Below are 25,342 nucleotides of genomic sequence, written 5' to 3'. Positions count from 1 at the left end.
AAAATAAAAGAGGCCGGTTCCAAAGAACCAGCCCCTTTTATTTTCGGCGTTGCTTAGCAGTATGTTTCGATGTATTGTTCAGTCAGTTCGTCCAACGTTTGCCGCAATTGAGAAATGGTTTGTGCATTGAAAGAATACTCGTGCAGATCTGCGCTGTGAACCAGCGATGAGACTTTGCGAATACGAGCCAACAATTCGAGTTTTTCCATTTTCTTCTTTCACACCTCGTTTGAATTAAATCAAAAAAGTAAAATCACAACGTTTTTGATTTTAACAAGGTTTTCCAGCAATGTAAATGCCTTTATCAATTCACGCAACTGCAAGTTTTTTCAAAAAACTCCAAATTTCTTAGTTACGGCGGCCCCGTTTAAATAATTGCAGCAATCCCCCTGCTGCAGCCCCCGTTCCCTCATGGTTGCATGAATCTCATCGCGAATCTTCCACCAACCGGTCTGCCAATTACTAAATAAGGTGTGACTCTCCGGCGCCCGCCCCAGAAGACGCTGTACTACCATATCGGGATGCAGATATTGCAAAAATAAAATGACCCGTTCCATATATTCTTCCATAGAACATAATTGAATGCTTCCTTCTTCATACCACCGAGCCATTTGCGTCCCTTTAACAATATAAAGAGCATGCAGTTTTACCTGTTCCACCCCCAGCGCTGATAACACCTTCGCATTCTCCACCACGTCCCGCCGGTCATCCCAGGGCAGATTCAAAATCAAATGAGTGCAGCACTCCAAACCAAAGCGGTGCAGCCGGCAAACAGCATCTACATACTCTCCCAACGAATGCCCTCGGCCAATTTTATCCAGGGTATGATAGTTCACCGTTTGCAAACCCAGCTCTACGCTGATGTCTACGTTATATGTTTCTTTAATATTCTGCAGTACTTCCAGATGCGCGTCGCTGACGCAATCCGGCCTGGTCGCCAAAGCCAAGGCCACCACGTCGGGTTGGCATGCTTCTACTAAGTAGCGTCGTAACTCCTCCGGCGGCAAATAAGTATTACTGAAGTTTTGAAAATAGGGTATGAACTTATTGGCTTTATATTTACCGGAAATGTGCTCTCGGTTCGACGCCAATTGCCGCGTCACCGTCCAGTCCGCTGGTAAATTTTCATACCCTGCACCAATGGAACCGCAAAAAACGCAGCCTTCGTTACCGCAAGTTCCATCGCGATTAGGACAAGTTACAGGCAGACTAACAGGCAGCTTATATACTTTCTCGCCATAACGTTCTTTTAGATACTGCGAATAGCTGCGATAAGGCAATTCATTCTGCATCCAATTGCACCTCCTGGGCCAAGCTTCCCTCTGAAAGATCGTAGCGCACTAACCAATTATGCCGTTCCACTCGCCCGTCAGGCCCTGGCAAAAAGAGAAACTCCAGATGATACTTTCGTTTCAATTCTCGCCAACTGCCAAAAGCGTACTCCGGAATATACTGCCGCACAGCTTCCTCATCACGCCAAAAAGCCTGTTTTTCTCCTTCCCACTCGGATCCGTTCCAATTCAACTCTGGCGGCCGCTGTTGCCCGCCATCGCTAAGAAGCGCATCCAGCCGCAGCCACTCACGCAATACACCTTGCTTTTCTTCTCCCCAACGCCACTGGGCGTAGGCCAGCAAATTCCGATACCAGCCGCGCACTCCCATCGCTGCCAAATCCAGGCGCTCTTCATCCCAGTATGCGGCAATACTGCTAAAACAGGCAAAAGCGTCTTGCTGCCAACAAGCGAGCAAATAGTTCAGAGCCTGTTGAAAACGGCCTCCATTATACACATGTTCTACAATATCCTCCACCAAGCGCAATTTGCGAATTTCTTCCGCCGACATAGCATTACTCGCCAACACCGTATAAGGAGGCTTTTGCAAGAACCGATATTGATAGACTGCCGCCCGCTGCCGCAAGCCAGACGCCGGCAGCATCTTCAAAAAGCCCATTTGCAGCATATGCGGCCGCAAGGCAAAGACTTCATTAAAAGAGTGGTGGAATTCTCCCCATCCTTCATAAGGAAGCCCTACAATCAAATCCAAATGCAAATGCATGTTATTTTGCCTGCGTAAAAAAGATACAGCCTGCTGCAGTTTTTCCCAGTAATTCCGCCGTTGAATTTCTTTCAGCGTCGGTTCATGGGTAGATTGCACGCCTATTTCTAGCTGAAATCGCCCTACTGGCACGGTAGCTAAAAAGTCCAAATCTTCTTGTTCCAGCAAACCGGCGGCAATTTCAAAGTGAAAATTGATGTCCCCTTCCAAAGAAGCCAGCCAGCTCCACAATGGCCGATAATGATCTTTGCGGGCATTAAAGGTGCGGTCTACAAACTTAATTTGCTTGACGCCATGACGCAAGAAGAACAAAACTTCTTCTTTTATGCGCGCCAACGGCAAATACCGCACCCCGTCCTGGGCGCTGGAAAGACAGTATTGGCAGGAAAAAGGACACCCTCGCGTCGTTTCGTAGTACAGAATCCGCCCTTGGAGCGAAGCCATTTCTTCTTCCTGGTAAGGAAAGGGAAGCTGCGCCAAGTCCGTTTGGGCTTGCGGTCCGCCCTGTACGACAATTCTTCCTTCCTTACGCCAGGCAACTCCGTTTACCGTCTCCGCCTGTCGTTTTCCAGCGCAAACCTCCAGCCACTGCGGCAAAACCGTTTCCCCTTCCCCTAAAACAACGGCGTCCGCTCCCGGCATAGCCTCCAAGGCTTCTTGCGGCGTAAAGCCTACTTCCGGTCCGCCCAATACAATCTGCGACTGCGGCAAAACCTGCTTCAAGCTATCAACTAACTCCTCCACTAAAGTTCTACTCCAAATATAACAGCCAAGAGCCACCACATCCGGACGCTCACGGCAAATATCGCCCACAATTGTTAATAGCTCCTGATTAATGGAGTATTCCTTGAAGACTACATCATGGCCCAATGCTTTGCTACTCTCCCGCAAGTACCGCAGGCCTAATGATGTATGAATATATTTTGCGTTTAACGTTGTTAAAACGACCTTCATTGCGTTCACCTCACCCTGAAGTGTATCGCAAATCAGCACATAGAGCAAACCTTCCCTTTAAGCAGGACTTTCCCCCGCAAGAAGAGAATGAAATTTGAAGACTATCCTTTGAAGGAGTGAACTCATGAAAATGAAATTAGTATCTTCTCTTTTACTTGGCTCTTCCTTGTTTTTCGTTTCCGCAGACAGCGACGGGGTCGCCCTCGCCGCCTCAGAACCAGTCTCCTCTGACTGGCGCTGGAACCTTAACGACATCTACGCGGACGAAGCCGCTTGGCGCCAGGACGCCGCTGCCCTCAAGTCCCTCTTACCAAAGCTGACCGCTTATAAAGGACATTTGCAAGATCATGTCGATTCACTGCCGGCAGTATTGCAGCTCAAAGATGAAATCGGCCAAAAGAGCAGCCGTCTTTATGCTTACGCCCGCCTGCATAGAGACCTCGATAACGCAGACAGCCGTTATCAGAGTATGACCAGCGAAATGGAAGCGCTCTTGGCCGAAGCCGGCGCCGCCAGCGCTTTCATCGAACCGGAGCTTCTCGAATGGCCTGCAGGAATGCTGGAGAAAAAAATACAGGCTGATGCTCGCTTAGCTCCTTATACCTTTGACTTGCGTGAACTGGAACGACAAAAGCCGCATGTTCTCAGCCAAAAAGAAGAAGAACTTATGGCCCGTTTCCAAGAATCCTTTACAACACCTGCCACGGTTTTCAATATGCTGGCCCGCGCCGATATGCGTTTTCCCGAAACCTTGACAGACTCTGGCGAAAAATTGCCTTTAAGTGAAGCGCGTTACAATTCGCTTATTCGTTCTCCCCAGCGAGAAGTACGCAAAGAAGCTTTCGAGGCGTTGTTCACTACCTATCGTTCCTATCGCAATACGCTAGCCAGCACCTTAAGCGGCACGATCAAAAACCATGTACTAAGCGCCAAAGCCCGCCATTATGATTCTTCTTTGGACGCTTCCCTTTCACCGCACGCTATTCCAGCAACGGTATATGACGGCTTAATAGACACCATCCATGAACATTTGCCGGCGCTGCACCGTTTCGTGCAGCTAAAAAAACAGGCTCTTGAGCTAGAAGAAATCCACATGTATGATCTCTACGCCCCAGTTGGCGCCTTGCCGCCGCGCAAAATCAGTTATCCCGATGCGCAGCAGCTTGTCAAAAGCAGCCTAACCGTCATGGGACCGGCTTATCTGGAGCAATTAGATCAAGCTTTTGCCTCGCGCTGGCTGGATGTACCAGAGGGAAAGAACAAACAAAGCGGCGCTTATTCCTGGGGAATCTACGGCGTGCATCCTTTCATTCTGCTCAATTATCAAGGACGCAGCGAAGATGTATCCACGCTCACCCACGAGCTGGGCCACGCCATGCACAGCTATTACAGCCAAAAGCAGCAACCCTATGCCACTTCTGCATACACCATTTTCTGCGCAGAAGTCGCCTCTACTACTAATGAAATATTACTTCTCAACTATCTTTTAGCGCAAACCACCGATCGCCAAGAACGCATTGCTTTATTGCATCAGTATTTAGAACAAGTGCGCGCTACCGTCTTCCGCCAGACCTTGTTTGCGGAATTTGAACGCACCGTACACAAACAGATGGAGCAAGGACAGCCGCAGACTGCCGACTCTCTTTCCAAACTCTGGCTTGACCTTAACCGCCAATATTATGGTCCCGACCTGGTTCTGGACGAATGCTTAGATATCGAATGGGGCCGCATCCCCCATTTCTACCGTCCTTTTTATGTTTACCAATACGCCACAGGCTACGCTGCCGCCACGGCTCTGGCGCACGGTCTGAGCAGCGGCGACCCTCAGGCGCAGACGCGTTACCTGAAGTTCTTGCACAGCGGCGGCTCTGATCATCCCGTAGAACTTCTCCGCCAAGCTGGCGTCGATATGAGCACCCCTCAGCCTGTAGAAGTGACCATGGCCCACTTCTCTTCTCGCCTGGCTGAATTGGAACAACTTTTAAGCCAACAGCCTTAAACACAGGGTTGCAAAGGATTAAACAGGAGAATCGGAGAACCGGAGGGCTCGAAGGAGGGCATGAGGTTCGGAAGCAAAAAGCACGAATTTAAAAATTCTAAAATTGAGAAAGAGCAGCCTCGAAGGAGACTGCTCTTTTCGTATGATCTTGCGATCCATATGCCTGACGCTTACAAAGTAGGCCCTGCGGCAATAATTTCCGCCGGCATCGCGCCGGAAAACTTGTGGAAGTTATCCTGAAAGCGCTCTGCCAACCGGCGAGCCTGTTTGTCGTAATCAGCAGCATATTGCCAGGTTTTTCTGGGGTCCAGCACAGACTCCGGGACGCCGGGACAGGAAAGCGGGGTCGCTAGATGGAAAATAGGATCTGCCTTAAATTCCACTTCGTCTAAGGTTCCGGACAGGGCCGCCGAAACCATAGCCCTCGTATAAGCCAGCTTGATGCGGCTTCCTACGCCATAAGGGCCGCCGGACCAGCCGGTATTAATCAGATACACCCGCGTCTGATGCTGCTCCAGCTTCTCGCCTAAAAGCTTGGCATATACCAAGGGAGACAATGGCAAAAACGGAGAGCCAAAGCAGGTGGAAAAAGTAGCCTGCGGCTCCTTAATCCCCCGTTCCGTTCCCGCCAGCTTGCTTGTATAGCCAGATAGGAAATGGTACATAGCCTGTTCCTTGGTCAGGCGAGAAATAGGAGGCAATACGCCGAACGCGTCTGCCGTCAAAAAAACAACCGTGTTCGGATGACCCGCCACGCCGGGAATCAGCGCATTAGGAATATAATCGACCGGATAGGCGGTACGAGTATTTTCCGTCAGTGAAGAATCATCATAATCCGGCAAATGGGTCTGGGTGTCTAGTTTTACATTCTCCACCACACTGCCGAAACGAATGGCCCCCCATATTTCCGGCTCGCTTTCGGGTGTTAAATGAATGCATTTTGCATAGCAGCCGCCTTCAATATTAAAGATACCCTTTTCACCCCACGCATGCTCGTCATCGCCAATCAATTGCCGATGGGGATCCGCGGAAAGAGTGGTCTTGCCGGTACCGCTCAAACCAAAAAAGAGCGCTGTATTTCCGTCTTCTCCGGCATTCGCTGAACAATGCATAGATAAAATGCCTTTTTGCGGCAGCCAGAAGTTCATAACCGAAAAAATGGCTTTTTTCATTTCCCCTGCATAATGAGTGCCGCCAATCAAAACTACGTTTTCATGTAAATTAACAACAATAAACGCTTCCGAATTGGTCCCGTCAATTGCAGGAATAGCCCGAAAACCAGGAAGGCAAAGCACCGTAAAGTCAGGTTCTACCTCAGGCGCCCCTTCTTCCGGCCTTATAAAAAGCTGGTGTACGAAAAGATTCTGCCATGCCCGCTCATTAATGAACTGTACTGCTAAATGGTGTTCTGTGTCAGCGCCGGCAAAACCGTCGAACACATAGACGTCTCTTCCTTGAATATACGCTAGCATGCGCTGATACAAACGCTCAAACGCTTCCGGCGAAAAAGCGGCGTTGTTTTCCCAGTCAATTTTCTCATGTACTTCCGGGCAATCCACCACAAATTTATCCTGAGGAGACCGTCCCGTATATTTGCCGGTAGTCACGCTCAAAGCCCCACTCGCCGCCAAAACTCCCTCACCTCGGCGGATGGCTTCTTCCACAAGAGCTGCCGGAGCCAAATTACGCTGCACACACCCTGCCACCTGTAAAACTTCCACACTGTGTTTCATCTTTTAACACCTGCCTCGTCAATATAGTGTTACGCCTTGTTTACTCCCTATTTCGCGAGAAAACATTTTTAGAACACTATATCCATTCGGCAAAAATACATAAAACACCTTCTATTTTTACTTTTTTGTAAGAAAAACTTATTTTATTAGCAGCTTATAGACCATGCTTTCCATGTCTGCTGCCGGACATTCCAGAGAATGCCGGACATTCTTGGTACGCAAAGACGCAAGTCCTTCTGGAATTGCAAGGCCGGTTTTCGCCGCCAACGCCTCCAGTAAAGAAAACTCATCAGCTGCGCCGCGCAACGTCTCTGGCGCCAACGCCTCCAGCACGCTGGAATTGAACTTAAAGGGGCTGGCAGTGGAGACGACCAAGAGCACGCGATTGTCGCCAGTTTCCTCCTGATAGCGCTCCGCCACCTTCCAGGCAACGGCCGAATGGGGATCCAGCACATAGCCATGCTGGGCATATACCGTTTTTATCGTGTCCTGCGTGACCGCATCATCCACCCAATCCGCCCAGAACACATCGCGAATGCCATCCCAAGCTGCCCCATGGACATCATACAGCCCCTCTTCTTGAAGCGACTTCATCCACGCTGCAACTGCCGCCGTATCCTGCCCTGACACATGGTATAGCAGTCGTTCCAAATTACTGGATACCAAGATGTCCATGGACGGCGAAATGGTTTTGTGGAACGGACGCCGCCGGTCATAGCGGCCTTCCCGCAAAAACTCAGTCAGTACATTATTGTTGTTGGAAGCGCAAATCAGCTTGCCCAGCGGCACTCCCATCAATCGTGCATAATACGCGGCCAAAATATTGCCGAAATTGCCTGTCGGCACAACCACATTGATTTCTCCGCCAAACTCTACGCTGCCCTGTTTTACCATATCCAGGTAGGCGCTCACATAATATACTACTTGCGGCACCAAACGCCCCCAATTAATGGAATTAGCCGAAGACAGACGAATTCCCGCCTCAGCTAATTTGGCTGCCGCTTCTTTGTTGCCAAAAATTTCTTTAACGCCGCGTTGCGCATCGTCAAAGTTTCCTTCCACGGCGACCACATCCACATTGCCGCCTTCTTGCGTGACCATTTGCAGGCGCTGCACTTCACTTACACCGCCTTGGGGATAAAAAACAATCATAGCCGTATTCGGCACATCTTTAAAGCCCTCTAGGGCCGCCTTGCCGGTGTCACCGGACGTTGCCACTAAAATCGCCACTGTATCAGTTATCTTTGTCTTTTTCAAAGATGTAGTAACCAAATGCGGCAGTAATTGCAATGCCATATCTTTAAAAGCGCTTGTCGGTCCGTGCCATAGCTCAAGAACGGCTTTTTTCTCCGCCACTTTCACAACCGGCGCAATATCGCTGTGGGAAAATTGTCCCTGCCCATAGGCGCGGGTCACGATGTCCTGCAGCTCCGCTTCGCTAAAATCAGTCAAAAAGCAGCCTAATACCGCTTTAGCCCTTTCCTCATACGATGCATCCTGCAAAGCCCGCAACTCATCAGGCCCTAGTGCCGGCAGTCTCTCAGGTACAAACAAGCCCCCATCATTGGCCAAGCCTTGGCAAATCGCCTCCGCGGATGTAACCCGGATGTCCGCATTCCGTGTGCTCTGATACAACATAAATTGTCTTCCTCCTCTATTTTCCTGCATCCGGCAATATCCGCCTCTATTCAACAGCGGCAATACCTTTTTCTACCAGTATGCCTCCATTATACCTCATCAGCATTTCCGCCGTAAAATCAAGCATAGTTGATAATTCTTCTTTGCTTTCTTCTTCATCGGCATAAATAACGCAAAGCAGCCGTTCACTGCTTAAGGTAACAGCCGTTCTCCGGCTGTCACTGCTTGGGTTGCCAAAGATCTCTCCAGCGTCGCACAAATAAGGCCTTTGCCCGGCTTGAATCGTATGGCCCGCAATATTGGTATACGCTCCTTCGCCGACAATCTGATAGGTGACGCAATCGCCAGCCACCTTATCTAGATCATACAAACCAAAAGGCAGCAAATATTTTAGCGAGCAAAAATTATTCACATCCACCGCACTATTCACAAAATACAACGCCCGGTTCTGCAGCACCCGCCGTACCAAAGCCTCCGAGGCGGGTCTGTAACGCGAAGGATCCACAGACAGCTTTTTATACATATTGCGTACCGCCATGATTTTAGGCACTTGAGGCAGCACATTCATCTGGTATCGCTCCGCCATTTCCGCCTGCAGCTGTGTAATCTCCCGACTCAGCGCAGGAGGCGTTCCCTTGACGCGAACGCCATTCAGTGTCAGATAGCCCAATTGGCAGTGCGGTAAACGCTCGCCAATCGTTTTGTCAATTTTTATCTTCATAGTTCCTCCGCGCTCAACTCTCCGTTGCAATGCGGCATACCGCCGCCTTGGTTGCCAAAATCAAATCCTGCGGCGCTAAAATCATCTGGCAGCCGCGCACACCGGCGCTGACGGCAATTTGCTCTTGCGCCACTGCGGTTTCATCTAAATATACCGGATAGCTTTTCTTCGTTCCCACCGGCGAAACACCGCCGCGTATATAGCCTGTCAAACCCTGTACTTCTTTTAAAGGAACCATTTCCACCCGTTTATTGCCGCTGGCCTGGGCCAGCGCTTTTAAGTCCAGCTCCGCATTCGCGGCAATGCAGGCTAATAGGACGCCATGTTTATCGCCTCGCGCCACCAAGGTCTTAAAGACCTGTTGGGGCTCCATACCCACTTTAGCCGCTACAGAAGGAGCGCTCAAGTCGTTTTCATCCACCTCATACGGCTTCAAGTCATAAGAAATATGCTGCTGCTCCAGCAGCCGGACGGCATTCGTCTTTTTTTGTTTCATATACTTACTTCTCTCCATACAGTATGGCTCTCTTTTCATCACAAAAAAGCAGCAACACAGAAATCCGCGCTGCTGCCTTCCGTTTTCCAAAAGCGCTTTTTCTATAAATCCAACTCCATTGAATTTACCTTTACCGTCGGAATTTGCAGCAAATCCTGGGTTAGCTGCTGCACAACCGCATCGTCGCCAAATAATTGCAGCAAAATCAAGCCTTGATTGCTGCATACATCCGCAGATGCTTGATGCAGCCCCAAACGAGTTCGAATATGACACCCAAAATGAGTCAGCACTTCCTGTACCTTTGTCGCCGTTTCCACTCGATTTTCCAAAATCACAGCCATCACGCTTGTCTTTTCAGTCATACTCTGACCTCCTTGCAGTAATTGCTTTCGCATATACTTATACAATTCTACTTAAAATTCCTGCCTTTCTCAAAAGAAAAGTCGTTCCTTATAGCGAATCGGCAGGACATCTTTCCGCGACAGCGAAATTTATAGGCTATGTTAGAACGGAAAGGAGCCTGCTTACGTGCCTATTATCGCCCTTGCGCAAATGCAAGTTCGCCCGGGACATCCGGCTGAAAACCTCGCTTGTATGCTGCAGCTTATTGACGAAGCCCGTCAGAAAGGTGCAGAGCTAATTGTATTTCCGGAAATGTCGCTCCCAGGCTATCTGCTGGGAGATGTCTGGGAGCAGTCTGCCTTTCTCCGCGACTGCGAAGCTTGCGGCGCCGAAATCATCGCCGCAAGCCAGGATATTACTGTTGTTTTTGGCAACGTAGCTATTGATTGGCAGCGTCGCAACGAAGACGGACGACCACGCAAATACAACGCTCTTTTTGCGGCCAGAGACGGCCGCCTGATAGCTCCGCCGCATTCCCCCTACCCCTTTGTCATTAAAACCTTGCTGCCTAATTACCGTGAGTTCGATGACAGCCGTCATTTCTTCAGTCTCCGGCAGTTAGCGGAAGAAAGCGGCCTGCCTTTAGCACAATTGGCGCAACCGCTTTCACTGCCTATCGGCGATCGAGTTTTTAATACCGCCTGCCTCATCTGCGAAGACGGCTGGGACGCAGACTATGCTGTCCAGCCCTTGCAACTGCAGCAGCGCTGCGGCAAACTGGATCTTATCGTCAACATTTCCAGTTCTCCCTTCACCTTAGGCAAAAACAACAAGCGTCACCGCGTTTTTGGCGCTCAGGCAGCCAAGTATGAAGCGCCGCTCCTCTACCTCAACCAAGTAGGCCTGCAAAACAACGGTAAAACAGTGTATACTTTTGACGGCAACAGCAGTCTTTATGACGCCCAGGGCCGCCTTCGTTATAGCGCGCCTGCTTTTGAAGCGGGCCTGCATATCATTTCTTTGAAAAATCTGCCTGCTCAATTTCCTGCCATGACGCCCGACGACACAAGCACGATTGTACAGGCTTTGCGCTATGGTATTCGTCAATTCCTGCAGCAAACCGGTATTTCCCGCGTGGTCATCGGCGCTTCCGGCGGTATCGACTCCGCTGTCTCCGCCGCCCTCTACCGCTCTATACTGGAACCGGAGCAGTTGTTTCTCATCAACATGCCCAGCCGCTTCAATTCGGCTACCACGAAAGATTTAGCAGCCCAATTGGCGCAGCGTCTAGGCTGCTATTACGCCGTTGTACCAGTGCAGGACTCCTTAGAACTGACAATGCATCAGTTCAGTTCGCTCCGCTGTCCGGACAGCCCGCTACCCTTGCCGGATCTAACTCCTTCTTCCTTTGTCCAGGAAAACATCCAAGCCCGCGACCGTTCCAGCCGCATCCTGGCTGCTGCCGCGGCCGCCTGGGGAGGCGGTTTTACTTGCAACGCCAATAAGAGCGAACTTACCGTCGGCTACTCGACGCTGTACGGCGATCAGGCCGGGTTTCTCGCCGTACTAGGCGATTTGTGGAAATACCAAGTGTATGATGCCGCCCGTTTCCTCAATGACTGCGTCTATCAACGCGAAGTCATCCCCCAAGCCACCATTGACCTGGTTCCCAGCGCCGAGCTATCTGCGGCGCAAAACGTAGATGAAGGCAAAGGCGACCCTCTTATTTATCCCTATCATGACCGCTTGTTTCACGCTTTTATGGAACGTTGGCAGCGCGCCACGCCGGAAGACGTATTGACTTGGTACAGTGATAATACGCTGGCCGAACAACTTGGCTGCCCTCCGGAATTACTTAAAACACATTTCAGCGATCCTGTCGTTTTTATTGCCGATCTAGAACGCTGGTGGAATCTTTATAGCGGCATGGGCGTAGCCAAACGAATTCAAGCTCCTCCAGTCCTGGCCATCAGCCGCCGCGCGTACGGCTTTGACCATCGGGAAGCGCAAAACGGCCCCTACTATACCCGCCGGTATCACCAACTAAAAGAACAACTACTAAAAGAAAGAAGGTAATGCACATGCTTCGTGGACACCGCGTCACCTTGCGCCCCATTTGCGAAGAAGATCTGTCTCTGCTTTGGCGCCTGGGCAATGATATTAATGCCAAAGGCAGCTATTGGCCCGCTGAACTTTACACGGAAACCGAATTGAAGCAAAAATTTAATGAGCATGGACTCTGGCAGGACACTGCCGGAACCATGCTCATCATTGACGCCCAAACAGATCGTCTGCTGGGAGAATTGTATTACTTCAAAGGCCTCCTCTACCAGGCCGGTCTGGAAGTCGGCTACCGCCTGTACCGTCCTGAAGACCGCGGCAAAGGATATATGACAGAAGCGCTGCAGCTTTTCATCGCCTTTCTCTTTGCTTCTCGCCCCCTGCCTCGCTTGCAGTTGAATGTCTTGAAAGGCAACCAAGGAAGCCGCATCGTCGCGGAACGCTGCGGCTTCCAGTACGAAGGCACATTGCGCCAAGCCGTCTTCCATATGGGAACCTATCTGGATCTCGAAATGTTCTCCATGCTCCGCTCCGAAGCGCCTTCGCTAGAAGCGCTTCTCCATGAGTCTGCTGTTGAAAATAACAACTAGAACTTAGCGCAGCCGCAGAAAAAACCAGCCCAACAAAGAGGCGATGACCAAAACAAAAAAGACCGGCAGCAAGAATATAAATACTGCGCCCAATGCAACCACCGCCAACAACGCCTTCCACCACCAGCCGCCGCCAAAGAGCCGAATCTGCTTCACATACACGCCAGACGGCCGGCTTTGCTGGTAGGAAGAACGGCGCTCCTCTCTTGCGGCGCCGTCATTGCCGATCTCAATGGTTTCTCCTGAAAAAGATCGTCGCTCTTGGCGGCTCAATACGCGCACATCGCCTTGCCCGCACTGCGGGCAAGGCTTATTTATGTCTTCTTTAGGGGCTCCGCAAAATTCGCATACCGTCACAGCACATCCTCCTAATCCTGTTCCCAGGCCTCGCCTGATACCACAGATACTAACCCCTGTTCATTGAGATAGCGCACATCATAAGCAGTAAGTTCCAGGCTGCGGCATAACTGTTCATAATTTTTTTTCAGCAATGTATGGGACACATCCAAGAAATCACTAGCAATTCCCGCCTGAATATGATCTAAATCATTGATGCCGCCATACGCCAAGAGCAACGCGCCTCCCCAGCTTTCAGGGCGGCGAAAGCGAGGACGCCCCTGTACGGCGCAGTAATGTCGCCACATTGTTTCTAGCATCTGTACGTCATAATGCGACAAGCCAAAAACAGGGGCCACTTCCTTCACAATTTCCACGACAGGCGACAACTCTTCTGTCTCCGCTGCAACCGGAGGCTTTTCATGTTCCACCAGTTCCGGCAGCACCTGAAAACGCTCCCCATGCGCCATCTGCATAACCAATTGGCGCACTGCCGCCGCATGGCGGCATAGGAAGTCATCCATAGAGCCAGCTCCGCTCTGACAAGAAAACCAAACCTGCATGCGATGCACCTCGGTTTGAATGCGGCGCTGCAAGGCGCGGCTTGTTTCATACGAGGTGAAATGGCAAACATAATTGGCCATTGACGCTGCTCCGGTCCGTACATGTCCTAGGAACAGAAACCCCTTCCAATCCAAGCCAAAACCTGGCATCGGCATATTAAACGCCGTTCCTCTCAATAAATCAATGCATTCTACTGTTTCCGCATCCAACACTCGCTGTACATAAAAGACGGTAAACTGCGATTGCGCCATATCCTCCAACAAAGCCGCTTCTTCCGCCGACAAGTTCGCTTCATTATGGATTAAAAAATGACGAATCGGCTGCCTGTCATTCCGCAGCAAATGATAGTCAAAAAGAAAAAAATCCCAAAAAGAAGTCCAAAAAGCATCGCGCTGCGGCCCCTCTTCCGGCGCCAGCATAGATTCGCCTCCATACAAAAACACTGCTCGGTTGATGTCTTCTTGAAACACTGTGTTTTGGAAATAGCCGCTCATACGAGTATAGGCGCGCTCCAACAAATCAGCGACGCGCTGAGCTGTTTCCGCCAGACCAAACTGCTGCTGGTTACGCCGCACGACTTCAACAATATCCAGGCCTTTCGCTTCCGCAAAACCCACTGCAGGCAATTCCAGCAAATGCAGGCGTCCTCCTTCTACCATGCGTTGCGCCGCTTCCCGAACGCCTGGCGCTCCATCAATAAATTTTTTGCCTTCCAGATAATCGGCCAAATCACGCAACGTATTCAAAAAGGGTCGTACAAAAGACAATTTCAGTTTGAACTCTTCTTCCTGCACAGCCAGCCATTCTACTGCCAAGCTGATCTGAACCGCCCGCAGGTCTTCAAAAAACACAATATCTGCAAACATCATGTATAACAGCAAGCGACGCACATTTTGCCATTGTTCCATCAACTCGGCGGCATTTTTCCCTTGCCAGGCCAACTGGCGTAAAAAACCATCTACACATTCCTGCGATAACGGAGTTAAATGCGGCGCTTCATCATAAAAAGCCTGAACTTGAGCATATACATTATTCATACGGCGGCACTTCTTTCTCTTAGAGAACCAAGGAACACGCACTTACAATTCCCTAAAAATATAGTTACGTTGCCATTATATCACTCTCGTTCCTAAACGAGAAGACGACAATCCCCTTAGCAGCGCGAGCGGCTATTCCTGCATGGGCGGCAAAGACAGTTTTGTCCGCAAAACACGCCGTACCGCTTCATCCAAGCGATCAGCCGGCAAACGGCCTTCTTGGACGGCTTCCAAGATTCCTGCGTATACCTGTTTCTGGCTCTCCGCATTGTGACAAACCAGAAGTGCATCCGCTCCTGCCGCCACAGCCATCACCCCCATATCATGAAAGGAATAAAGAGACGTCATGGCGCCCATTTCTAGATCATCCGTCACAACCAGCCCCTCAAAACCCAGCTGCTTGCGTAACACTCCTTTAAGCAAAACTTCCGAAACGCAAGCTGGATTCTCGGCATCATACGCCGGATACCGCAGATGAGAGACCATAATCAGTGGCGGCTGTATGTCAAATTCATTGATCAAATTTCGAAAAGGAGCTAAGTCCTCCTGTTCCAGCACATCCCGCTCTGCGGTAATATCGGAAATCTCCTGGTGCGGATCCTTGGGGGCCTTTCCTATGCCGGGAAAATGCTTCAGCGTGCAGAGCATGCCTTCTTTGCGGTAGCCCAATACAGAAGCCCGCGCCAAACGAGTCACCTCCGCCGCTTCATTGGCAAAAGAACGTTCCGCCCCCAGACCGATATCTACTACAGGCGCAAAGTTTACATTAAAGCCCAGGTATATAAGTTCACGCGCATTTTTCGCCGCCCATTCTTCCACCTGCTCGGTGCTGCCTTGCAAGCCTAATTCCGCCTGAGACGGCAGCGGCAGCACCTGTTCTCTCATGCGCAGCACTCGTCCTCCTTCTTGATCTACACTAACAAAGAGAGGAAGTCGCGGCGCTTGCGATAACGTCTGTTTTTGCAAAGCGCCAATAAGAGACTTCACTTGGGTGGGATTTTGCATGTTGCGATCAAATAAAACAACGCCTCCAGCATGCAATTCCCGCAGTTGGGCCAAGGTCTCCGCATCCGCCTCTGGGCCCGCAATGCCGACAAATAGCAACTGACCCACTTTTTCTTCCAAGGTCATCCCGTGCAGCAACGCTTCCACTTGCACTTCTTGAGATACAGACTCTTTTGACCCCGCCGCTGTTTCTCCCAAGCCCTCGGCCGTCACGCCCATGAAAATACAAAACAAAAGAAAAACTGCTACTTTTTTTAGCTTCCCTTTTCCGCTATGCAAAGTTTTACCCCTTTCTTATTCACGCAATACGGCCGCAAAGATAAAAGCCGCCTGCCTAATACAATTACAACAAATCCGCTAGCTGCGGAAACGGCGAAAGCGCCCGCGGCAAAATCCCCTGCAGCGCCGCAATAGCCACACCATAGTTGACGATCGGCACCCCTTGCTGCTGCGCAGCCATCATACGCGCCAACATATCCCGTCGATTCAGCATGCAAGCGCCGCAGTGAACAACGACCTGATAGGAAGACAAGTCTGTCGGCAGCGTTGTACCGCTGGACCAGGAGAATTCAAGCTCGCCCCCAACATACTGCCGGATCCAGCGAGGAATTTTCACCGTTCCGATATCGTCTTCCACGCGATGATGCGTACAGCCTTCGCTCATCAAAACACGGTCTCCAGGCTTTAAGGCCAACAAGGCCTTGGCCCCCTTTACCAGGGTTTCCAAATCCCCTTTATAGCGAGCAAAGAGAATGGAAAAAGACGTCAGCAATACATCAGGCGGCGTATCGGCGTCAGCCTTTAAGAAAGCCTGCGAATCCGTAATAACGATGCGAGGTTTGTTTTTCAAATTACCCAGACATTCTTTAAGCTCCCTTTCCTTGACTACGTATGCCATAGCGTCGGAATCCAAAATATCCCGAATGACTTGGACCTGCGGCAAAATCAGCCTGCCTTTAGGCGCCGCCAAATCAATAGGCGTCACCAACACCGCCGTATCGCCTGGCTGCAGTAAATCGCCTACAATCGTCGGCTGTTCAAAAAGAAGAGGCGCTGTTTTCACCATGGCAATCTTTAAATCACCGATGCCTTTTCGCTGCAAGGCGCTCACGGAAACCATCTCCGCCGCCTGTAAAGCCCCTTGCCAAGCCGCCAGCTGTTCTGGCGCAGCCTTTGCTTGATCTTGTTTATTGATCACCGCAATCACCGGAATTTTTTTCTCTGCGCAAAGAGCGGCAATCTCTTGCTCCGGCTCCCCGCAGCCATTTTCTGCATCCATGACAATTAACGCCAAATCCGTTTTCGCCAAAACTTCCAATGACTTTGCCACTCGCAGTTCTCCCAGTTCACCAGTATCGTCCAGGCCAGCCGTGTCAATAACGACCACCGGGCCTAACGGCAAAATTTCCATAGACTTATACACAGGATCTGTCGTCGTCCCGGCAAATTCCGAAACAATCGCCAATTCCTGGTTGGTCAAAGCGTTGATTAAACTTGATTTTCCGGCATTTCGTCGCCCAAAAAGCGCAATATGCAACCGGTTGCCTCGGGGAGTTGTATTCATAGCCAGCGTCTCCTATGCTTTGATTTCTTCGCCCACAATACCGGCATGGGTAAGATGCCTGGCTTGCAGCCAACGTTCCATTTCCTCTTCGCTCAGCAGTTTTTGCTCCAACAAAAGTTCCAATACTTGCCGCCCGCTGCGCCGCGACTCTTGAGCCAAGGCAGCCGCCTTTACATAGCCTACGAGCGGCGCTAACACGGTAGCTACAGCCGTACTTTTTTCCAAATGTCTTCGGCAGGCTTCCGGAACCGCTTCAATGCCCTCAATGCATTTTTCCGCAAACAAATTCATCCCCTTAGCCAGACTTTCCAAAGCTGGCAACAGATTAGCGGCAATCAGAGGATAAAAGGCGTTCAATTCCAACTGCCCGCTTTGCGCAGCCAAGGTAATGGCCAAATCCCGCGCCATTACCTGATAAGAAATCTGCGAAATCATTTCTGGCATCACCGGATTGACCTTACCAGGCATAATGGATGAACCAGCTTGGAGCTGCGGCAAGCGCAGCTCGCCAAAAGGCTCTGACGAGAGCAAACGCAAATCGCCGCTAATTTTCTGGAGCGTGACAGCGCAAGCTTTAAGTAAACCTGACACTTCCGCAAAAACATCGGCGTTTTGGGTTCCGTCCACGCCGTTTTCATCCCGCGCCAGTCCCAAGCCGCTCAAGCTGCGCAACCGTTCAATTACCATATAAATGTACTTGCGCGGAGCATTCAAGCCAGTGCCTACCGCCGTACCGCCAAGATTCACTTTGCGCAGGCGCTCTTCTACTTTATAAAGACGCCATCGGTCGCGGCTGATTGCTTCCGCCCACGCTGAAAAAGACTGACCAACGGTAATCGGCACGGCATCCTGCATCTCTGTGCGCCCCAGTTTAAGGATACCGGCAAATTCTTCTTCCTTGCGCTGCAAAGCCCCTTGCAGATTGGCGCAAGCTTCCGCCAACGGCAAAAGCAGCCTGATGGCCGCAATACGCAGCGCTGTAGGATAGACGTCATTCGTCGATTGTGACATATTCACATGGTCCAAAGGATGAACCAGGCTATAGTCTCCTTTAACGCCGCCTAAAATTTCAATGGCCCTATTGGCAATGACTTCGTTTGCATTCATATTGGTAGACGTTCCTGCGCCTCCTTGAAAGGCATCCACCAAAAAGAATTCCTGCCATTGCCCTGAAGCTACCTCGCCAGCCGCTTGAAAGATAGCCTGTCCCAGCCGTTCGTCAAGCCGCCCCAGCTTCATATTGCTTTCCGCAGCCGCCTGTTTCACGACACCAAGCGCGCAAATCAGCTCCGGGTGTACTTTTTCGCCGGATACGGCGAAGTTTTCCATGGCGCGCAGCGTATGAATGCCATAGTACGCGTCTTCCGGCAGTTCCCGTTCTCCCAAAAAGTCTTTTTCCAGCCGTCCCATATGCATTCTCCTCGCAGCAATGTGTTTATTTTCTATGTTACTAGCAACCTTTGACATGTGCAAGACATTCACCACAGAAGAAAGCGACGCTTGGAATTGTATCCAAACGCCGCTTGTACCGATTTTCTTATTCTTTTATTGTACTGCTTTTACCGCTTGCACCATTTCACGCACATACTTTGCCACATGTGGTACGCACTCTTGGCCATGCTGGGCTACGATTTTCACAATAGCGCTGCCCACAATCGCGCCGTCCGATATGGCAGCCATCGCGGCAGCCTGCTGGGGCGTAGAAATGCCGAACCCAATCGCACAGGGAATCTCTTTTGCTTCCTTGGCCGTCTGAATCATCGCCGCTACATGATTCCCCAACTCCTGACGCACCCCGGTCACGCCCATAGAGGATACGCAATACAAAAAACCTTCGGCTTCACTGGCGATAGTCTGGATACGCTGGTTGGAGGTTGGCGCAATCATGGAAATCAAGCGCACATCGTGTTCTTGGCAAAACGGCAGCAGCTCCTGCTTTTCTTCATACGGCATATCCGGGACAATCAGCGCATCAATGCCGACAGCCTGGCAATTTTGCAAAAATCGCGCTGCGCCATACGTAAAAATGGGGTTGATATAGGTCATGAAAGCCATGGGCACCTGGCAGGTTTTGCGAATTCTCCCTACCATCTCAAAAATCTTATCCGTCGTCGTGCCTGCCGCCAAAGCGCGGATATCAGCCTCTTGAATAACCGGCCCTTCGGCGACGGGATCGGAAAAAGGAATCCCCAGCTCAATTAAATCGGCTCCAGCAGCCGCCATCTGCAGCACGAGCTGTTCCGTCACCTCTAGCGACGGATCGCCTGCGGTGACGAAAGGAATAAAGGCTTTTCCCTTGGCAAAGGCCTGAGATAACTTATTCATAAATTTCTACCCCCTTATAGCGTGCAATGGCGGCCACATCTTTGTCGCCCCGTCCGGAAAGGCAAATAACCAATGTCTTGTCTTTAGCCAGCGTAGGCGCCAGCTTCATGGCGTACGCTACGGCGTGGGAGCTCTCAATCGCCGGAATAACGCCTTCCGTGCGAGACAGATATTCAAAGGCTTCCACTGCTTCATCGTCGGTCACAGGCACATATTCCGCCCGTCCCAAATCACGCAGATTGGAATGTTCCGGCCCTACGCCGGGATAATCAAGACCAGCGGAAATCGAATAGACCGGCGCAATCTGCCCATACTCGTCCTGGCAGAAATATGATTTCATCCCGTGGAAAATGCCGACAGACCCAGTTGCCATAGTTGCTGCGGTTTCCGCAGTATCCACGCCCCGCCCGGCAGCTTCACAGCCGATCAAACGCACATCCTTGTCTTCGATAAAGTCATAAAACAAACCCATCGCATTGCTGCCGCCGCCCACGCAAGCCAGCACGGCATCAGGAAGTTTGCCTTCCCTTTCCAGCATCTGCGCCTTGACCTCGCGACCGATGACGCTTTGAAAGTCCCGCACAATGGTCGGAAACGGATGCGGTCCCATAACCGAGCCCATTACATAGTGCGTATCATCCACCCGGTTTGTCCATTCCCGCAGCGTTTCATTGACAGCGTCTTTCAAGGTCTGCGTACCGCTTGTTACCTCATGAACTTTAGCTCCTAAAAGCTCCATCCGGTATACGTTAAGCACCTGCCGTTCGGTGTCTTCCTTACCCATGTAGATTTCACAGTCCAGACCCATTAAGGCTGCCGCAGTGGCTGTCGCCACGCCATGCTGGCCAGCGCCGGTCTCGGCAATAACCCGTTTTTTCCCCATGCGCTTGGCTAAAAGAACCTGTCCCAACACATTATTAATTTTATGAGACCCTGTGTGATTCAAATCTTCTCGCTTAAGATAAATCTTAGCGCCCCCTAAATCCCGAGTCATCTTAGCGGCGTAATACAGGCGCGACGGACGTCCGGCATAGTCGTTAAGAAGTTCCGTCAGCTCAGCGACAAACTCCGGATCTTCCTTGTAACGCTTATAGGCTTTCTCCAGTTCCAACACTGCACTCATCAGCGTCTCCGGCACATATTGTCCTCCATGAAGCCCAAATCTTCCTTTACTCATTTTCTTCATTCTCCTTTTACATCATAATCGGCAAAAAATAAAAGAGCCTTTGTCCCCTAAAAAGGGACAAAAGCTCTAAGCTTCTGCGGTACCACCCAAATTGACGATAAATCGTCCTCTCGTTTTGCATACTAACATATGCACCCAGCTGCTAACGGGCAGGGCCCCCGTAGACGCCTACTCTCTTTCGATTTCGGGCCTCCCTCGCAAGTCCATTCGGAATCACCTTTGCAATCGCATTCTCACCAGCTAGCGACTCTCTGAGTACAACCAATGATTCTTACTCTTCTTGCTCATAGGTTTATCATATTGATTCATATTATTCCACGAACTATCATTTTTGTCAACTTCTAGGTCGAATTATTTTTACAAAGATCCGTGTCCACTTTATGTTGCTGGAAGGTTTTTTTCGATAAATCCTGAACATATAGTATAAAGTCATCGTAATTACCGCCGGAAAGGAGCTTTTCTATGCACTATTCTGCCAAACCTTTTAGACGCAAATCTCTTTTCCTCGTTCTTTTTTTCATTTTCCTTTTCGCCTTAACTTTAGTTTATATTTACAATGATGACGGGCTGCTCTTTGCAGGCATTTTGCTTACTTTGCATTTAGCATTACTTAGTTTTTTTCTGCTGCGAGAGCATCTGCGCCTAACCAAAGCGCTCGACAACGCCCATAGCGCCAATGAAAAACTTTCATGCCAGGAATCTTTGTTACGAGCTATTTATGACAGCTCCGGCCTATCCCTCTTATTGCTGGACTCGCAGCGCAATATTCTCTATGCCAACCAATGCGTCGCCGATTTATTTCAAAGATCACCTGCCGAAGTGCTGGGTACTGATTACTGTCTCTACTTAGACCCAAGCACGCGCGAAGAAAGCAAACGTAATTTTAACCAAGCCTTACGTCACCCCCAACAGCCTGTCTTCGCCGAACTCAGCCATCAGCTCCCCAACGGAACTACGATCTGGTATCGCGCCGCCAGCCGGGCTTTTTTAGACCACGAAGGAAAGGCCAGCGGCGTGGTGATTGTTGTCGAAGACATTACCGAGCGCCGCCGCGAAGAGGCTTCTTTACGCCTGGCTCATACGGTTTTCGATACCAGCCCGGTTGCCATCGTTGTAACCGACGCACAGCACCGCATCATTTCTGCTAATGACGCCTATATCCGTACATCGGGTTACACTTTAGCGGAAGTCCTTGGTGAAAAAAAGACAATGCTCCTTATGGGTAAGCAAAACAGCGCTTTTTACCGGGATATGCTCCAAGCCATCCACCAACAGGGACATTGGGAAGGCGAAGTAGTCAGCCGTCGTAAAAACGGCGAAATTTACCCTCAAATGCTATCCATCGCCCAGGTTTTAGATAAAAACAATACGCTTGTTTATTACGTCAGCATGTTCCTCGACATTACGGAACGTCAACAGGCGGAAGAGCGAATCCGTTACTTAGCTCATCACGATTATCTGACGAATTTGCCAAACCGGGTGCTATTTTTGGAAAAATCAGCGCAGGCTTTAATTCTAGCCAGACGCTATCATCGACAATTAGGTATCATTTTCATCGATTTGGATCGTTTCAAACCGATCAATGACAACTATGGTCATGATGCTGGCGATGCCTTGCTTTGCGCCATTGCCCAACGCCTCCAAAAGGCCATCCGCAAATCTGACACGGTCTGCCGCCAAGGAGGCGATGAATTTGTTATTTTATTGCCGGAAATCAAGGACCGCAACAGCCTGGCTGGATTAGCGGAAACACTGCTGCAGCTGATCGAGCAGCCTTGCTCCTTTGCAGGGCATCAACTGCAAGTATCCGCCAGCATTGGCATCGCCACCTATCCTGAAAATGGCAATGCCGTCGATGAAATCATCCAAAGCGCCGATTCCGCCATGTACGCTGCCAAAGCAGCTCCAGAAACGCATATCTGTTTCGCCCCGCCCAAGGCGCAGGAAGAACCGAGGAAGTAAAACGAAGGCACGCCGGTTTTCACCTCCGGTTTGCCTTCGTTTTTATTGGCATGCTTTAGGAAAGCCGCATGGTTTCGTCCTTTCACCCTTTTTAGGCCAGTGAAATCCGCCCCAGCACTTCTCCAATGCTCTCTTGAATCAACAGCTTCGCCTTTTTATCCGAATGCGTCGCGCCCCGATTGATTAGCACCAACTGGCGTCCCCGGTAGTAGTCGATCATCCCCGCAGCCGGATACACCACCAACGAAGTTCCGCCTACAATCAGCACATCCGCTTTAGCGATAAACTCCATGGAACGCTGCATGGTTTCCTGCGACAGGCCTTCCTCATAGAGAACCACATCCGGCTTGATGACACCACCGCATTCGCAGGTAGGAACACCCGTACTTTGCAAAATAAACGCATCATCGTAAAAGGCATGACAACTTTGGCAATAGTTTCGCTTTACCGAGCCATGCAGCTCCAACACCGTCTTGCTGCCGGCCATTTGATGCAGACCGTCAATATTCTGCGTAATGACCGCTTTCAGCTTTCCCGCAGCCTCTAACTCCGCCAGCTTGAAATGAGCGGCATTGGGCTTAGCCGTAGGACAAAGCAGTTTTTCCCGATAAAAATCATAAAACTCTGCTGTATGCTCTCGATAGAAGGTATAGCTGAGCATGACCTCCGGCGGATATTTATAGCGCTGATTGTATAAGCCGTCCACACTGCGAAAATCCGGGATGCCACTCTCGGTGGAAACCCCCGCGCCGCCAAAAAAGACAATATTATTCGACGCCGAAATGATTTCTTGCAGCTGTTCAACAGGAAGCATGTTTAGCCCCTCTTTCCACTTATTTTTCTTTTATCATAGCATATTCATTAAATCGCTGCGAATCGTCAGCGATTTTGCAAAGCTGCCACCAATCTAAGAATGTACTCTTGGCAGCCGCTGGCCAAACGTTCGGCTTTCGCCGGCTCCCAGGGCTCTTGGGCCGCTTCGTTGTTGGAAACAACCCTCACGCAAAGATATGGAATTTGGTAAGCTGCCGCAATCTGCGCACTTGCTGCGGCTTCCATTTCCTCCCCCAAGGCCTTCTCTTGCTTTTGCCAATACGCGATATAGTCCAGCTCCCGCGACCAGCGGTCACTGGAAAAAATCGTTCCTGTATGCACCCGCCCCTGCGGATACACTTCTTTTAAAGCTTCCGCCAAGCGTACCAAGCGGGCGTCACTTCGCCAGCGAACCGGACCAAATTCATCACGCACCGACCACTCGCGTACTTCAAGTCCCTGCCCCGCTTCCCGTCTGGCGGCATTAACAGCCCCCGCGTTGGTAATGGTCGCCCCAATAATCAAATCGCCTCGATGCAGCCAAGCCGGATAGCCTCCAGCCGTACCCTGGTTGATAATCACAGCAGGTGAAAATCGCTGAATCCCCAGCAAAGTCGCTGCTGCTGCATTGGTAGTCCCCACCTTAGTTTGTGAAACCACTACCTGTTGAGGGCCAATATATCCCTGCCAATAGGTCCAGCCGTCAATCACAACAGCTTGCGGCTCTTCCAGTCGTTCCACTAAGGTGCGGACCTCTATATCCATGGCGCCTTGAATCAACACTGGAGATTCTTGAGCCCAAACGGGCGCAGACGCCGCCAGCCACAAGCCTAAAACGAAAACAACAATTTTTCCCCAATGCACGTTAGTCCTCCTTCGCAAGCTTTTTCACACTTCCGAGCAGCTTAAAAATAAAAAAGCTCGCTAGCAGCGCCGCCGTAACGGCAGCCACGGTGTGGCTCCAAAACACGCCGGTTTCGCCCCCTAAAGCAGCCAAAAAATACGCTGCCGGAACACGAACCCCCAGAGCATGTGTTGCTGAAACCGCCATCATATACACTGGACGCTTTAAACCCTGCGCCAATCCCAGCAAACCAAATACAGCCGTCATGAAAACCCCTGCAATACCGGAAGCTCTAAGCGCATAAGAGCCAAGTCTGAGAAGTTCCGACGTCGGTTGAAACAAAGCCAGCACGGTCTCTGGAAACAGTACAAACACCAACATCACAGGCATGGCTACCGCCAAGGAAATCTTGAAAAAAGAACGCACACAGCCGCACACTCGCTCATATTCTCTTCGTCCAAGATTAAAGCTAATCATCGTAGCCATGGCGTTTCCCAGCCCCATGATTGGCAGCATGACCAACATTTCCAGGCGTGACATCATGTTCCAGGCTGCCAGCGCCGCCGGGCCGAACTGCGCCAGCACCGCATTAAGCAAAAACAAGCCCACCGGAATAATTGCATAAGACAGTGCAATATAAATCCCCTGCCCTAAGATCCGTTTCCACTCGTCAAGCATGCCTTTGCACCAACGCAGCTGCGGCAATTCATAGTCATGATGCCGCAGCGCCCGATACAAGTAAACGCCTGCCAGAATTTGTCCAAAAAGAGTAGCTAACGACGCCCCGGCTACGCCCAGGTTGCAGGAAAAAATCAAGATCGGATCCAGCCCCATATTAACGATGTTGCCAAGAGCCATCGCTTTCATCGGCGTCAACGTATCGCCGCGAGCCATAAAGAAAGCTTCCGCCGTCATCACATAACCCATAACGAAGAACCCGGGAATCAGCCAAAGTATAAAGGCGTGAAGCATAGGCCAAAGAGCTTCATTCGCTCCAATGACGCTAAAAAAAGCCGTGTTGACTGTCGGCGCCAGCAAGGGAAGAAAAATGCACATGCTCAAGGCCATCAGCGGCAGCATACCCTGAGCGACGCGAACTGCCCGCCCTTCCGCCCCG

The 25,342-nt window shown here is 50.6% G+C and carries 22 protein-coding genes and 1 other annotated feature; of the genes, 4 read left to right on the top strand and 18 right to left on the bottom strand.

Annotated elements, in window-relative coordinates; genetic code table 11:
- Positions 1 to 53: 53 nt before the first annotated feature.
- From PHF27_RS06190 to PHF27_RS06180, 3 genes are all read right to left on the bottom strand, one after another.
- Positions 54 to 209, bottom strand: a complete 156-nt coding sequence (locus PHF27_RS06190; RefSeq protein WP_018703122.1) for a hypothetical protein — start codon at positions 207 to 209, stop codon at positions 54 to 56.
- Between the two features lie 120 nt (positions 210 to 329).
- On the bottom strand, positions 330 to 1,280 hold the full coding sequence (locus PHF27_RS06185; RefSeq protein ID WP_300067386.1) for a TIGR01212 family radical SAM protein: 951 nt from the start codon (positions 1,278 to 1,280) through the stop codon (positions 330 to 332).
- Between the two features lies 1 nt (position 1,281).
- Positions 1,282 to 3,009, bottom strand: coding sequence for a radical SAM protein (locus tag PHF27_RS06180; RefSeq protein ID WP_300067385.1), 1,728 nt, complete (start codon positions 3,007 to 3,009; stop codon positions 1,282 to 1,284).
- A 124-nt stretch (positions 3,010 to 3,133) separates the two neighbouring features.
- Between PHF27_RS06180 and pepF the strand changes: the two genes are divergently transcribed.
- Entirely contained in the window at positions 3,134 to 5,008 is a 1,875-nt protein-coding gene (gene pepF / locus PHF27_RS06175; protein ID WP_300067383.1) for an oligoendopeptidase F, read from the top strand.
- 170 nt (positions 5,009 to 5,178) lie between these two features.
- On the opposite strand, the gene pckA is transcribed toward pepF, so the two are convergent.
- The 5 genes from pckA to PHF27_RS06150 form a co-directional block, all read right to left on the bottom strand.
- Positions 5,179 to 6,741 (bottom strand): phosphoenolpyruvate carboxykinase (ATP), encoded by a 1,563-nt coding sequence (gene pckA, locus PHF27_RS06170; RefSeq protein WP_300067381.1) that lies wholly within the window; start codon positions 6,739 to 6,741, stop codon positions 5,179 to 5,181.
- A gap of 138 nt (positions 6,742 to 6,879) precedes the next feature.
- Positions 6,880 to 8,379, bottom strand: coding sequence for a threonine synthase (gene thrC, locus PHF27_RS06165; protein ID WP_300067379.1), 1,500 nt, complete (start codon positions 8,377 to 8,379; stop codon positions 6,880 to 6,882).
- A 46-nt stretch (positions 8,380 to 8,425) separates the two neighbouring features.
- Complete coding sequence (locus PHF27_RS06160; RefSeq protein WP_300067377.1) at positions 8,426 to 9,100, bottom strand: phenylalanine--tRNA ligase beta subunit-related protein; 675 nt, start codon at positions 9,098 to 9,100, stop codon at positions 8,426 to 8,428.
- 13 nt (positions 9,101 to 9,113) lie between these two features.
- Positions 9,114 to 9,596: a Cys-tRNA(Pro) deacylase gene (gene ybaK, locus PHF27_RS06155; protein WP_300067375.1), complete on the bottom strand. Its 483-nt coding sequence runs from the start codon at positions 9,594 to 9,596 to the stop codon at positions 9,114 to 9,116.
- Between the two features lie 101 nt (positions 9,597 to 9,697).
- The gene (locus PHF27_RS06150) at positions 9,698 to 9,958 is read right to left on the bottom strand and encodes a hypothetical protein (RefSeq protein WP_300067374.1); all 261 of its coding nucleotides are present in this window, start codon (positions 9,956 to 9,958) and stop codon (positions 9,698 to 9,700) included.
- A 166-nt stretch (positions 9,959 to 10,124) separates the two neighbouring features.
- Here PHF27_RS06150 and nadE point away from each other — a divergent pair, with 166 nt between their 5' ends.
- Both nadE and PHF27_RS06140 read left to right on the top strand, forming a co-directional pair.
- A complete protein-coding gene (nadE, locus tag PHF27_RS06145) occupies positions 10,125 to 12,014 on the top strand; it encodes an NAD(+) synthase (protein WP_300067372.1) in 1,890 nt (629 codons plus the stop codon).
- Between the two features lie 5 nt (positions 12,015 to 12,019).
- Positions 12,020 to 12,589 carry a GNAT family protein gene (locus tag PHF27_RS06140; protein WP_300067370.1) on the top strand — a complete coding sequence of 190 codons (570 nt, stop codon included), beginning with the start codon at positions 12,020 to 12,022 and terminating at the stop codon, positions 12,587 to 12,589.
- 3 nt (positions 12,590 to 12,592) lie between these two features.
- On the opposite strand, the gene PHF27_RS06135 is transcribed toward PHF27_RS06140, so the two are convergent.
- The 7 genes from PHF27_RS06135 to trpB form a co-directional block, all read right to left on the bottom strand.
- Positions 12,593 to 12,946, bottom strand: coding sequence for a hypothetical protein (locus tag PHF27_RS06135; protein ID WP_300067368.1), 354 nt, complete (start codon positions 12,944 to 12,946; stop codon positions 12,593 to 12,595).
- 11 nt (positions 12,947 to 12,957) lie between these two features.
- Positions 12,958 to 14,526: a hypothetical protein gene (locus tag PHF27_RS06130; protein ID WP_300067366.1), complete on the bottom strand. Its 1,569-nt coding sequence runs from the start codon at positions 14,524 to 14,526 to the stop codon at positions 12,958 to 12,960.
- A gap of 132 nt (positions 14,527 to 14,658) precedes the next feature.
- The gene (locus PHF27_RS06125; RefSeq protein WP_300067364.1) at positions 14,659 to 15,810 is read right to left on the bottom strand and encodes a glycoside hydrolase family 3 N-terminal domain-containing protein; all 1,152 of its coding nucleotides are present in this window, start codon (positions 15,808 to 15,810) and stop codon (positions 14,659 to 14,661) included.
- Between the two features lie 64 nt (positions 15,811 to 15,874).
- A complete protein-coding gene (gene hydF / locus PHF27_RS06120) occupies positions 15,875 to 17,095 on the bottom strand; it encodes a [FeFe] hydrogenase H-cluster maturation GTPase HydF (protein WP_300067362.1) in 1,221 nt (406 codons plus the stop codon).
- Positions 17,096 to 17,107: 12 nt separating this feature from the next.
- Positions 17,108 to 18,505 carry an aspartate ammonia-lyase gene (locus PHF27_RS06115; RefSeq protein ID WP_300067360.1) on the bottom strand — a complete coding sequence of 466 codons (1,398 nt, stop codon included), beginning with the start codon at positions 18,503 to 18,505 and terminating at the stop codon, positions 17,108 to 17,110.
- A 135-nt stretch (positions 18,506 to 18,640) separates the two neighbouring features.
- Positions 18,641 to 19,420 carry a tryptophan synthase subunit alpha gene (gene trpA / locus PHF27_RS06110; protein ID WP_300067358.1) on the bottom strand — a complete coding sequence of 260 codons (780 nt, stop codon included), beginning with the start codon at positions 19,418 to 19,420 and terminating at the stop codon, positions 18,641 to 18,643.
- Entirely contained in the window at positions 19,413 to 20,597 is a 1,185-nt protein-coding gene (gene trpB / locus PHF27_RS06105) for a tryptophan synthase subunit beta (RefSeq protein WP_300067356.1), read from the bottom strand. Before trpB ends, trpA begins: the two co-directional genes overlap by 8 nt.
- Positions 20,598 to 20,656: 59 nt before the next feature.
- Positions 20,657 to 20,903: a binding site (T-box leader), on the bottom strand.
- 297 nt (positions 20,904 to 21,200) lie between these two features.
- On the opposite strand from trpB, the gene PHF27_RS06100 reads away from it, so the two are divergent.
- Complete coding sequence (locus PHF27_RS06100; protein ID WP_300067354.1) at positions 21,201 to 22,568, top strand: GGDEF domain-containing protein; 1,368 nt, start codon at positions 21,201 to 21,203, stop codon at positions 22,566 to 22,568.
- Positions 22,569 to 22,659: 91 nt separating this feature from the next.
- On the opposite strand, the gene PHF27_RS06095 is transcribed toward PHF27_RS06100, so the two are convergent.
- The 3 genes from PHF27_RS06095 to PHF27_RS06085 all read right to left on the bottom strand — a co-directional run.
- On the bottom strand, positions 22,660 to 23,382 hold the full coding sequence (locus PHF27_RS06095) for an NAD-dependent protein deacylase (RefSeq protein ID WP_300067352.1): 723 nt from the start codon (positions 23,380 to 23,382) through the stop codon (positions 22,660 to 22,662).
- Positions 23,383 to 23,447: 65 nt separating this feature from the next.
- Positions 23,448 to 24,245, bottom strand: coding sequence for a 5'-methylthioadenosine/S-adenosylhomocysteine nucleosidase (locus PHF27_RS06090; RefSeq protein ID WP_300067351.1), 798 nt, complete (start codon positions 24,243 to 24,245; stop codon positions 23,448 to 23,450).
- 1 nt (position 24,246) lies between these two features.
- The coding region (locus tag PHF27_RS06085; RefSeq protein ID WP_300067349.1) for an MATE family efflux transporter at positions 24,247 to 25,342 on the bottom strand (1,096 nt) is incomplete at its 5' end.

This window comes from Anaeromusa sp., from assembly GCF_028691475.1.
GTDB lineage: Bacteria > Bacillota > Negativicutes > Anaeromusales > Anaeromusaceae > Anaeromusa.
Note: the sequence above shows the minus strand (reverse complement) of the source record. Positions and strands in the feature narration are given on the sequence as shown.

What these genes read in the sequence shown, in the direction of transcription:
- PHF27_RS06190 (WP_018703122.1), bottom strand. Translation starts at nt 209, where the DNA reads ATGGAAAAACTCGAATTGTTGGCTCGTATTCGCAAAGTCTCATCGCTG.
- PHF27_RS06180 (WP_300067385.1), bottom strand. Translation starts at nt 3,009, where the DNA reads ATGAAGGTCGTTTTAACAACGTTAAACGCAAAATATATTCATACATCA.
- pepF (WP_300067383.1), top strand. Translation starts at nt 3,134, where the DNA reads ATGAAAATGAAATTAGTATCTTCTCTTTTACTTGGCTCTTCCTTGTTT.
- pckA (WP_300067381.1), bottom strand. Translation starts at nt 6,741, where the DNA reads ATGAAACACAGTGTGGAAGTTTTACAGGTGGCAGGGTGTGTGCAGCGT.
- thrC (WP_300067379.1), bottom strand. Translation starts at nt 8,379, where the DNA reads ATGTTGTATCAGAGCACACGGAATGCGGACATCCGGGTTACATCCGCG.
- PHF27_RS06160 (WP_300067377.1), bottom strand. Translation starts at nt 9,100, where the DNA reads ATGAAGATAAAAATTGACAAAACGATTGGCGAGCGTTTACCGCACTGC.
- ybaK (WP_300067375.1), bottom strand. Translation starts at nt 9,596, where the DNA reads ATGAAACAAAAAAAGACGAATGCCGTCCGGCTGCTGGAGCAGCAGCAT.
- PHF27_RS06150 (WP_300067374.1), bottom strand. Translation starts at nt 9,958, where the DNA reads ATGACTGAAAAGACAAGCGTGATGGCTGTGATTTTGGAAAATCGAGTG.
- PHF27_RS06140 (WP_300067370.1), top strand. Translation starts at nt 12,020, where the DNA reads ATGCTTCGTGGACACCGCGTCACCTTGCGCCCCATTTGCGAAGAAGAT.
- PHF27_RS06130 (WP_300067366.1), bottom strand. Translation starts at nt 14,526, where the DNA reads ATGAATAATGTATATGCTCAAGTTCAGGCTTTTTATGATGAAGCGCCG.
- hydF (WP_300067362.1), bottom strand. Translation starts at nt 17,095, where the DNA reads ATGAATACAACTCCCCGAGGCAACCGGTTGCATATTGCGCTTTTTGGG.
- PHF27_RS06115 (WP_300067360.1), bottom strand. Translation starts at nt 18,505, where the DNA reads ATGGGACGGCTGGAAAAAGACTTTTTGGGAGAACGGGAACTGCCGGAA.
- trpA (WP_300067358.1), bottom strand. Translation starts at nt 19,420, where the DNA reads ATGAATAAGTTATCTCAGGCCTTTGCCAAGGGAAAAGCCTTTATTCCT.
- trpB (WP_300067356.1), bottom strand. Translation starts at nt 20,597, where the DNA reads ATGAGTAAAGGAAGATTTGGGCTTCATGGAGGACAATATGTGCCGGAG.
- PHF27_RS06095 (WP_300067352.1), bottom strand. Translation starts at nt 23,382, where the DNA reads ATGCTTCCTGTTGAACAGCTGCAAGAAATCATTTCGGCGTCGAATAAT.